The sequence below is a fragment of the Coprococcus intestinihominis genome, from assembly GCF_040096555.1.
Lineage (GTDB): Bacteria > Bacillota > Clostridia > Lachnospirales > Lachnospiraceae > Coprococcus_A > Coprococcus_A intestinihominis.
Genome location: NZ_JBBMEK010000115.1, coordinates 1 through 9619 on the forward strand (window position 1 = coordinate 1; position 9619 = coordinate 9619).

Here is a 9619-nt window from a genome sequence, read left to right on the forward strand (position 1 = left end):
TCGCCGTGGTTTTACAAGCGGTGAGATCATGGTTGTGCTGGTTGCATCCTCTCCTGTTTTCCCTTCTAAGAATAATTTTGTCAAAGCCCTCAGAAAAGAACATCCGGAGATTACAACTGTGATTCTCAATGTCAATGACCAGAATACCAGCATGGTTCTGGGCGAACGCAATATTACTCTTTACGGCAAAGGCTACATTGTTGATACATTATGCGGCCATACATTTGCCATTTCACCATCTGCCTTCTATCAGGTAAATCCGGTTCAAACAGAGCTTCTTTACCAAACAGCCATGGATTATGCCGGACTGACAGGTAAAGAAACCGTTGTAGATGTCTACTGCGGTATCGGAACCATTGGCATCATCGCCGCTGACAAAGCCAAATCCGTTATTGGTGTTGAATTAAATCCAGCCTCTGTGAAAGACGCCCGAAACAATGCCCGTCACAACAATATCGGAAACATTACCTTCTATCAGAATGATGCTGAACGCTTCTTAAACGAAATGCAGGAACAGAATGCCAAGGCAGATGTGATCTTCATGGACCCTCCGAGAGCCGGTTCCACACAATCTTTCATGGCCTCTGCCATCTCTCTGAATCCGGACCGCATTGTTTATATTTCCTGTAATCCGGAAACACTGGCAAGGGATCTGGAATTTTTTAAGAAACATCAGTATACCGCTGAGAAAATTCAGCCGGTGGATATGTTCCCATTCACAACACATATGGAAACTGTATGCCTCTTAACCCGCAGAAAGTAAGGAGTTTTCACTTCTTTTCTTGCCAACGGACAACAATTTGTCCACGAAAAAATCCCCAAGGAATGAATATATCCTTGGGGTTTTTTTCGTCTATTATTTTGCTGTTGTTTCAGCAGTTTCTGTCGTCGTTTCAGCGACAGTTTCTGTTTCGGAAGCTGCTGTCTCTGCTGCACTTTCGCTGGCTGCAGCACTCTCTGTGGATGCTGCAGTATCTGAAGTTGTCTCTGTTGCAGCCTCTGTCTCATGCAGATATGCAACGTGATGTCTGCTATCTTTCACTTCAATATCTGCTGTCAGATCAGACATATAATCATTCAGCTTGTTGGATGTGATGGTATCTTTGATGTTCACATACCATTCTTCTTTATTATCTCCTACAAAGTAAATGATATGATAGCCATAATCGGATTCTACAATACCTGTATCACCAGGCTTACGGGAAGCATCGAAAATCCAGTCATTGAAGTTTGTAACCATCTGACCTTCTTTGACTGCTTCATACAGACCGCCATTTGTATTGGAACCTGTATCATCGCTGTATGTCTTGGCAAGCTCTGCAAAACTGTCCTCTGTTGCATCACCGTTCTTCCAGTCATCCAGAATCTGCTCAGCTTTAATCTTTGCTGCTGCTTTTGCATCTTCCTTAGCCTGTTCCTGTGCCTCTGCAGATTCAGTCTCTGCTGTTTCTGTTTCACCAGCTGCAGTTGTTTCTGTCTCGTCAGTCTCTGCCGCATCAGAAGATGAAGTATCTGCACTGATCAGAATCTGTCGAACATCAACGGTCTTTATATGATCAAGGTATCTGTCTTTGAAGTAAACAACATAATATGCATTATTGGCAGTATCTTCGATCACAGTTGTATCTCCTGCCTGACGATCCGCATCAAATAACCAGTTAGCAACATCTGTAGGGCTGATAGAGGATTTCTTCTTGCCTGTATTCAGAGAATCAACGGTTGTATCAGATGCATACTTATTATAAACTTTCTCGAAAGAAGCTTCATCCTTGATCTTGGAAAGCATCTCATCAGCTTTTGCTTTGGCAGCTGCCATTGCTGCTTCCTTCGCTTCTTCTTCAGCCTTGGCTGCGGCTTCGCTTTCTTCCGCACTCATTGTCTCAGATTCTGTCTCTGTCTGAGTTTCTGTCATTGCAGTTTCAGAAGTGCTCTCTGCGGCTGTTTCAGAAATACTTTCAGCCGCTGTTTCTGTCTGGGCCTCTGTTTCAGTCTCAGTCTCTTCTTCCGGCATATCTGCTTCAATCTTGCAGACTCTGTAATCTACAGAATCATAATTGTCCTTGTTCTCATCATAGTAAGTATTGATCTCGTCATCTGTGACTTCGATATTGTCCTTGACATCATTGTAATAAGCAGATGCAAGACCGCTCATCTCTACATATGGTTTGATACCTTCAAGTGTTGCATCACTGCCAAATACAGACTTGCAATATTCATCTTCACTGACTCCCTGCTGCTGGGCATAGGATTTAATGGAAGTGACCATATCGTCATAATCAGAAGATGCATCATACTCAAAACCTTTTTCATTGGCTTCATCTGTCAGTGCGTAAACATTCTTCAGCTGATTGACTGCCTGCTGCTGGAAATAATCATCCCATGTCATTGTATCTGAATACTGCTGCTGATCCAGCGGTTTGGATGTATCCAGACCAAAGTAAGACAGATAACTGCCATATGTGGAAGCAAATGAATTCAGGCTGCTGTAATAATAATAGTCAAATTCAGCTTTCTGAATTTCATGATCGCCAACTGTAATATATGGGCCATGCTTTTCCTGATAATTATCATAGAACTTCCAGGCAGCAATACATACACAAATGATCACTGCGAGAATACAACCTGTTTTGATGATTGCCTTCTCCTTCTTTGCCTTTTTCTCTTCCTCCTGACGACGCTGCATCTTCAGGTCATACTTTGTCATTTTCTTCTCCGACTTTGTGTTGTCTGCCGGACTATTGGATTTGTTGTTCTTTTCAGACATATCAACTGCCGCGATGCCCACCGTTCTGGCAAGTACCGCGTCGCTCCTTCCTACTATTAATTTCTAATATTCTTCATAGCTTACTTCTGTCCAGGCCAGCGACAGATTGCTGTTGTCACTGGCAGCATCCTCAAATACCCACATAAGTCTGGAACCATAAGAAGTAATCTCCATACATTCACGATTAATGATCGTGACATGTGTCTCTTCCGTTATATCTGTCAATGCATCATAAAAGCCTTCCAGATCATTGCCATAATATTCCGGAAAATCAAACACATCAAATAGGTATTTTTGTGCTGAGGATTCTGACGCCATAAACTTTCCATTTAATGTAATCTCTTTCATCGTCCTAGTCTCCCTCTCATTCCGCCATATGGAATGCAGTGCTTTAATGGTAATAGAATACGCCCGGTCCACAGCATCCGGCACCTGGACATAAACAGCCGCATGCCGCATTCAGACATAAAATCTTGCAGCACCAGTCTGATACATTGATGGTCGGCATCCCGTATGACTGTCCCATATCCTGATACCACTGTCCACCGGATTCCAGCTGACTGAGCAGCTGCCGATACTGCATGTTATTCGGATCCAATTCCACTGCTTTTCTGGCATGCTCCTTGGCATTGATATTGCTTCCCATTCTTGCATTGGCAAGGGCACTCAGATAATACCACTGTGCATTCCTGTTGGAAATACTGTCAAGTACATGCAGAGCTTCCGTATAACTTCCGGCATTGATATAATTGGCCGCCGCACGGAATTTCAGAGAATCCTCATCCTGATACTGGTTCTGCTGATTCTGCTGCTGGCTGCCATAACCGCCATAACCACTGCCATAGCCGCCAAATCCACCGAAACTGCCCCAAAAATCCTGGCCGCCGGCTGAATTACCATAGCCATAGCCGCCATAACCTGCACTGCTCTGCCCTGAAGTACCATGCTCACGCTCATTGATAATCTGATTGTAAGCAGCCTGCACTTCTTTGAACTTTGCCTCAGCCGCCTCTTTATTCGGATTATTAATATTGGCGTCAGGATGATACTTCCTGCTCAGTCTTCGATATGCTTTTTTTATTTCATCATTGCTGGCATCTCTGCTTACGCCAAGTACCTGATAGGGATCTGTCATTCGTTCTCTCCTGCCTTATTTCTTTTATTATATACTGAGGCAAACTTTGCCCATACACCGGAATAAAGAATATTCCGAAGAATACCTGCATCCTGCACAATCGGCAGACGCTCAAATGCCCTGCAGCATTCTGCCATCTGCATCATCAGCATGTTCTGACATTCACTGTCAAAGTTCTCGTGATCTTTTATTGTCATGAAAGGATTATAGTTCCCGGACACGGCATCCTTCTCTATATCCTCATAAGCATCCATCAGATAAATAAATTTGCCGAGGAAAAAACCCATCTGTCTGAGATCTGATGCCCAGGCATCCTCCCGGCAGACAAAAATCTCTGCCAACATCTTACCCGTTAGGCAGGCCGCCTCCTCTACATTGTCAGAACAACTTTTCTCGCATGCAGAAAGCGCCTTCATATAATCAACGACTGCCTGATGCTGACGCGGATACTTCTCTCTGATGCCGCGATATGTCTTTGACAGCAGCTGTGCAGCTGCATAACGGGAAAGCTTTCTGTCATCCTGCCAATCATCCAGCAAATTGTGATAGGCCAGCAATATATTCATATCCGCACAGTAAGAAGAAAAATCATTCCACCGCTCTGTATGCTTTTTCATCGGATGGACCAGACATCTTCCCGTCTTCTCATGCATTTCATGTTCATAAACACCATTCAGAAGGATAACAAGAAATGTCATATCATATGTCAGCGTCAACTGACCGGCACGTCCGTGAAGGCCGTGAAGTGCATGACATAAACCGCAGTAATAAGCATCGTATGCCGCTGATTCCTTAACTTTTAATTCCGCCCTGTTGACTGTAATATATCCAAACATCTGATTCCTTTCAAATTCACTGTTAAAGTATTGTCTGCAAGCGCATACATCTATATTAATTCCAAACAATTCAAATAACAATTAAATGAATATGATAATTTTATAAAACTCTGAGAAACAAATCATGCAGGTATAAAGGCAGGCACACCAGACCTGCCGGTGTGCCCGTGTCAAATGATCATTGATTATGCCAGTCTTGCCATAAATGCTTCGTTGTTGATGATTGCACGTTTGTGCGTACCTGTGCCGATCAGACCCTTCTCGTCATAAACATTCACTTCAAATACAAGCTTCTTGCCGTTGACTTCCTTTAAAAGGCTTTCGCATCTGACTTTCATGCCAATCGGTGTTGCCGCAATATGCTTGATATCAACGGATACACCAACTGTGCCTTCGCCTTCTGCCAGTTCAGACTGAACGCTTTCTGCACATGTGCCTTCCATTAATGCAATCATACTAGGCGTTGCATAAACAGGTAATAAACCGCTGCCCACCTTGCTGGCTGTTACATCTTCTGTTACAACAATACTCTTCTCATTCTTAATTCCTGCTTCCATTGATAAAGCCTCCTTATGATGTCGTATTCCTCAGAACTATTCGTAATCGTCCTCTTCACTGCTCATATCTTCGTCAGACTCGGATTCTTTTTCCTCATCATCTTCATCCTCAGAATCTTCATCAGAATCTTCCTTCATCTCATCCTCAAAAATGTCTTCATCATCGACGTCAAGGGCAATATCATAAACATCACCGCCAATGCTTGGCTTATCGTCTTCATCATCCGCATCCTCGCCGCTTGAAAGGATCTTAACATCTCCGTCCATAAGTTCTTCAACTGCAACGGAAAGTGGCTTTTTGTTCTTATAATCCGGAACTGCAGATTCTGCACCTGCAATAATCTGCCTTGCACGCTTGGCAGCTGCAATAACGATAGAATATCTGCTGCTGACGATCGGCTGCTCGCCCTCTTTGACTTCGCTGTTAACAGCGTCCATTAATTCTGTATAAGATGGATGTAACATGTATCATTCTCCTTTTCTATATGGCTGCAGATTTCTCTGCAATTCTTGAATCTTCGCACCGTTAAACTGTGTTCTCTGATGTTCTGTTTCAATCAGACGGTTCACTGCATCCACACAGTGCTCCACCTCATCATTGATCACAATGTAATCATACTGATCAACATGCGCTGCTTCAGCACATGCCTGGGCAAGCCGTGATGCGATCACGTCATCACTCTCAGTCTTACGATTGCGAAGTCTTCTTTCAAGTTCTTCAATTGTCGGTGGTGTCAGAAAAATCAGAATTGCCTCCGGCACCGCTTTCTTTACTGCAAACGCGCCTTGCTGCTCAATCTCAAGAATCACATCATAACCGGCAGCCAGATTCTCTTCTACATACTGACGAGGTGTCCCGTAAGAATGTTCGACATACTGCGCATATTCCAGAAATGCATCGTTCTCAATCATCTGCTGAAATTCTTCATCACTCTTGAAAAAATAATGCACACCATGCTCTTCACCATTTCTCGGACTGCGTGTCGTTGCAGAAATGGACAGTTTATATCTCTCAGGGTACTTCTCAAGAAGTCTGCCGACAACCGTTCCCTTACCGGCACCTGAAAAACCAGAGATAATCGTCAAAATACCTCTCTTCTGATCACTCATCTTCCTCATCCTTTTCTATATCTGTTAATTGTTCCTGAATATCCCGTCCCTGATACCGTCCGGCAATTGTCTCCGGCTGCAAAGCGGATAAGACAACATGATCATCTGTCATAATGATCACGGCACGGGTTCTTCGTCCCTGCGTTGCATCAATTGCTCTGCCTTCATCCTTGGCATTCTGAACAATCCGCTTGCTGGGCGCTGAATCAGGACTGATAATGGCCACAATCTTGGCCGCATTCACCATATTGCCAAAACCGATATTGATCAATCTGCTCATCGCATACTCTCCGATTATTCAATATTCTGAATCTGTTCTCTGACCTTCTCAATATCTGTCTTCAGATCAATGGCTGTATTGGAAATCAACAGGTCATTGGCCTTTGACAGAATGGTATTGGCCTCTCTGTTCATCTCCTGAGCAATGAAGTCCAGCTTGCGGCCGACGCTTCCGCCATTCACAAGTGTTGTCCTCGTTGCCTCAATATGACTCTTCAAACGAACAATCTCCTCATCTACGCAAAGCTTATCCGCATAAATCGTTGTCTCCATGGCAATTCTGCCTTCATCGATATTCGTGTCACCAAGCAAATCTCTGACCTTATCCTCAAGACGTGCCCTGTAGTCCGCAATGATCTGAGGCGAACGTTCTTCAATATAAGCCACATACGCCAACATGCCGTCCAGCTTGGCGATCAGATCATTCTTCAGCTGTTCGCCTTCCCGGCTTCTTGTCTCTACAAGACCCTCACAGGCCTTTGTAATCGCCGGCTCAATGAAATGCCATAATTCATCTTCATCAACGGTCTGTTCTTCTACTGTCAGAACCTCCGGATATCGTGAAAGTGCAGAAGTCCGCACATCATTCTCTATGCTAAAATCTTCAGACATCTGGCGAAGGGCATCCATATATTCCGCTGCCAGTTCCCTGTTGTACTTCAGACAGCTTCTGTTCTCTGTATAGTCTTCATAGGTAATAAAAATATCCACTTTACCTCTCTGAATATACTTCTTCAACAGACTGCGGATGGCTGACTCGAAAAAGCTCAGCTTCTTCGGCATCTTGATCGTGATATCACAATATCTGTGATTCACAGACTTCATCTCTACAATGACCTTTCTGTCTTTATCGGCGATCTCGCATCGCCCAAAACCAGTCATACTCTTTAACATCTGGTTCACCTGCTCTCATGGTATTGCATATGCCATCCTCTTCTGCCTTCGATTCGGATGGATATATATGGACATATACACTTTATTATAAAACACAAAAAAATACAAGTCAACACCAAAAGCATACTCGAACAATACTTTCTGCAAAAGTTCCTTGCCCCTCTCTCTTTATATATGGTATGATATTATCTGAATTGAAAAGAAAGGAAGTACATCAATATGGCTTTAGATGGACTTGTTATATCCAATATCGTATATGAACTCTCGGAGACACTGACGGGAGGACGTATTAATAAAATTTATCAGCCGGAACCGGATGCTCTGATTCTCGGCATTAAGAATAATCGTACCAATTACAAACTGTTGATTTCTGCCAGTGCCTCTCTGCCACTGATTTATCTGACAGATGATACGCCGGCCAATCCGGCTGTAGCGCCGAACTTCTGCATGTTGCTGCGCAAACACATCAACGGCGGCAAGATTCTTTCCATTACCCAGCCCGGACTGGAACGTATCCTGCATTTTCATATTGAACATCTCAACGAAATGGGGGATGTCTGTGAAAAGATACTCATTGTAGAATTGATGGGCAAACACAGCAATATTATTTTCTGCCAGCCGGATATGACCATTATCGACAGTATCAAACATATTTCTGCCAATGTCAGCTCCATCCGTGAAGTGCTTCCAGGCAGACAGTATTTTATCGCTGAAACCCAGCACAAACTGAATCCTCTGGAAGTGGATGAGACATCCTTTATCGGTAAAGTTCTTGCCCAGCCTCTTCCTGTCGGCAAAGCGATTTACACAATGATTACCGGCATCAGTCCGTTGATTGCCGAAGAACTCTGTTTCCGGGCTTCCATCGATTCCGGTGCCAGCACCAAAGCTTTATCAGAACTGGAACAGCTACATCTTTACCGAACCTTTGAGAAATTAAAAGAAGATATCATTGAGCATCGCTATCAGCCGAATATTGTTTCCGATGAGGGCACACCGACAGAGTTTTCTTCTACTCAGCTGACCTGTTACGGAGAATTACAGGAGGAGGATTTCGACAGTATTTCCGAAGTTCTGAGATATTATTACGCCGCCCGCAATGCGGCTACAAGAATCCGCCAGCGATCCTCCGACCTTCGACGCATTGTAACAACAGCCCTTGAGAGATGCCGCAAGAAATATGCCCTTCAGGAGAAACAATTAAAGGACACTGAGAAGAAGGATAAATACCGTATTTACGGCGAAATGTTAAACACCTACGGCTACAGTCTGGAACCCGGTGCCAAAAGTCTTAAATGTATCAACTATTATACGAATGAAGAAATCCAGGTACCTCTGGACTCCCAGTTAAGCGCCCATGAAAACTCCGTCAAATATTTTGACCGCTATGCCAAGTTAAAACGTACATGGGAAGCCCTGTCCGTCCAGATTCAGGAAACAAAAGACGAACTGGAACATCTGGATTCCATTAGCACTGCCCTTGATATCGCCGTCTCAGAAGATGATCTGATTCAGCTCAAGGAAGAACTGATTCAGTTTGGCTATATCAAACGCCATTTTTCCGGCAAAAAGGGCAACAAAAAAGTCCGCATTAACAGCAAGCCATTCCACTATATCTCATCAGATGGCTTCCATATGTATGTGGGCAAGAATAACTTCCAGAACGAAGAATTGACCTTCAAATTCGCCACAGGCAACGACTGGTGGTTCCATGCCAAAGGCATCCCGGGCTCCCACGTTATTGTCAAGAGCGAAGGACAGGAGCTGCCGGACCGCACCTTCGAAGAAGCCGGCCGACTGGCCGCTTACTACTCCAAAGGCCGTGACGCGGAAAAAGTCGAAATCGACTACATCCAGAAAAAACAGGTCAAAAAAACACCCGGCGGAAAACCAGGCTTCGTCATCTACCATACAAACTATTCATTACTGATAGATCCGGATATCCGAAACATTCAGCAGGTGAAATAAACTGGCCTCGAACGTTGGACTCTGCGACGGCTATGTAAAATCAGGCACGTTCGCACTGCCCGGGCTTGGGCGTGGG

The 9619-nt window shown here is 44.2% G+C and carries 11 protein-coding genes; 2 read left to right on the forward strand and 9 right to left on the reverse strand.

The genetic code is table 11. The features are described from left to right. Positions 1 to 763 (forward strand): 23S rRNA (uracil(1939)-C(5))-methyltransferase RlmD (rlmD, locus tag WMO25_RS09930; RefSeq protein ID WP_349085166.1); only part of this gene is annotated, 763 nt, incomplete at its 5' end. A 93-nt stretch (positions 764 to 856) separates the two neighbouring features. Here the strand turns inward: rlmD and WMO25_RS09935 are convergent. From WMO25_RS09935 to WMO25_RS09975, 9 genes are all read right to left on the reverse strand, one after another. Beyond that, complete coding sequence (locus WMO25_RS09935) at positions 857 to 2785, reverse strand: peptidylprolyl isomerase (RefSeq protein ID WP_349085167.1); 1929 nt, start codon at positions 2783 to 2785, stop codon at positions 857 to 859. Positions 2786 to 2827: 42 nt separating this feature from the next. Next, a complete protein-coding gene (locus WMO25_RS09940; RefSeq protein ID WP_349085168.1) occupies positions 2828 to 3112 on the reverse strand; it encodes a barstar family protein in 285 nt (94 codons plus the stop codon). A gap of 43 nt (positions 3113 to 3155) precedes the next feature. Then, complete coding sequence (locus WMO25_RS09945; protein WP_117539026.1) at positions 3156 to 3899, reverse strand: DnaJ domain-containing protein; 744 nt, start codon at positions 3897 to 3899, stop codon at positions 3156 to 3158. After that, entirely contained in the window at positions 3896 to 4735 is an 840-nt protein-coding gene (locus WMO25_RS09950; RefSeq protein WP_117539025.1) for a DUF5685 family protein, read from the reverse strand. The genes WMO25_RS09945 and WMO25_RS09950 overlap by 4 nt, the downstream gene beginning before the upstream one ends. A gap of 185 nt (positions 4736 to 4920) precedes the next feature. Beyond that, the gene (locus tag WMO25_RS09955; RefSeq protein WP_015514577.1) at positions 4921 to 5292 is read right to left on the reverse strand and encodes a thioesterase family protein; all 372 of its coding nucleotides are present in this window, start codon (positions 5290 to 5292) and stop codon (positions 4921 to 4923) included. A 36-nt stretch (positions 5293 to 5328) separates the two neighbouring features. Then, positions 5329 to 5757: a DNA-directed RNA polymerase subunit omega gene (gene rpoZ / locus WMO25_RS18875; protein WP_015514578.1), complete on the reverse strand. Its 429-nt coding sequence runs from the start codon at positions 5755 to 5757 to the stop codon at positions 5329 to 5331. Positions 5758 to 5760: 3 nt separating this feature from the next. Next, positions 5761 to 6402, reverse strand: coding sequence for a guanylate kinase (gmk, locus tag WMO25_RS09965; protein WP_349085169.1), 642 nt, complete (start codon positions 6400 to 6402; stop codon positions 5761 to 5763). Then, entirely contained in the window at positions 6395 to 6682 is a 288-nt protein-coding gene (locus tag WMO25_RS09970; protein ID WP_015514580.1) for a DUF370 domain-containing protein, read from the reverse strand. Before WMO25_RS09970 ends, gmk begins: the two co-directional genes overlap by 8 nt. Positions 6683 to 6696: 14 nt before the next feature. Beyond that, positions 6697 to 7575, reverse strand: a complete 879-nt coding sequence (locus WMO25_RS09975) for a YicC/YloC family endoribonuclease (RefSeq protein WP_349085170.1) — start codon at positions 7573 to 7575, stop codon at positions 6697 to 6699. Between the two features lie 219 nt (positions 7576 to 7794). Between WMO25_RS09975 and WMO25_RS09980 the strand changes: the two genes are divergently transcribed. Further along, positions 7795 to 9543 carry an Rqc2 family fibronectin-binding protein gene (locus WMO25_RS09980; protein ID WP_349085171.1) on the forward strand — a complete coding sequence of 583 codons (1749 nt, stop codon included), beginning with the start codon at positions 7795 to 7797 and terminating at the stop codon, positions 9541 to 9543. Positions 9544 to 9619 lie beyond the last annotated feature (76 nt).

Excerpts from the sequence above, each read along its gene's own strand:
- WMO25_RS09940 (WP_349085168.1), bottom strand. The coding sequence starts at position 3,112 with ATGAAAGAGATTACATTAAATGGAAAGTTTATGGCGTCAGAATCCTCA.
- WMO25_RS09945 (WP_117539026.1), bottom strand. The coding sequence starts at position 3,899 with ATGACAGATCCCTATCAGGTACTTGGCGTAAGCAGAGATGCCAGCAAT.
- WMO25_RS09950 (WP_117539025.1), bottom strand. The coding sequence starts at position 4,735 with ATGTTTGGATATATTACAGTCAACAGGGCGGAATTAAAAGTTAAGGAA.
- WMO25_RS09955 (WP_015514577.1), bottom strand. The coding sequence starts at position 5,292 with ATGGAAGCAGGAATTAAGAATGAGAAGAGTATTGTTGTAACAGAAGAT.
- rpoZ (WP_015514578.1), bottom strand. The coding sequence starts at position 5,757 with ATGTTACATCCATCTTATACAGAATTAATGGACGCTGTTAACAGCGAA.
- gmk (WP_349085169.1), bottom strand. The coding sequence starts at position 6,402 with ATGAGTGATCAGAAGAGAGGTATTTTGACGATTATCTCTGGTTTTTCA.
- WMO25_RS09970 (WP_015514580.1), bottom strand. The coding sequence starts at position 6,682 with ATGAGCAGATTGATCAATATCGGTTTTGGCAATATGGTGAATGCGGCC.
- WMO25_RS09975 (WP_349085170.1), bottom strand. The coding sequence starts at position 7,575 with ATGTTAAAGAGTATGACTGGTTTTGGGCGATGCGAGATCGCCGATAAA.
- WMO25_RS09980 (WP_349085171.1), top strand. The coding sequence starts at position 7,795 with ATGGCTTTAGATGGACTTGTTATATCCAATATCGTATATGAACTCTCG.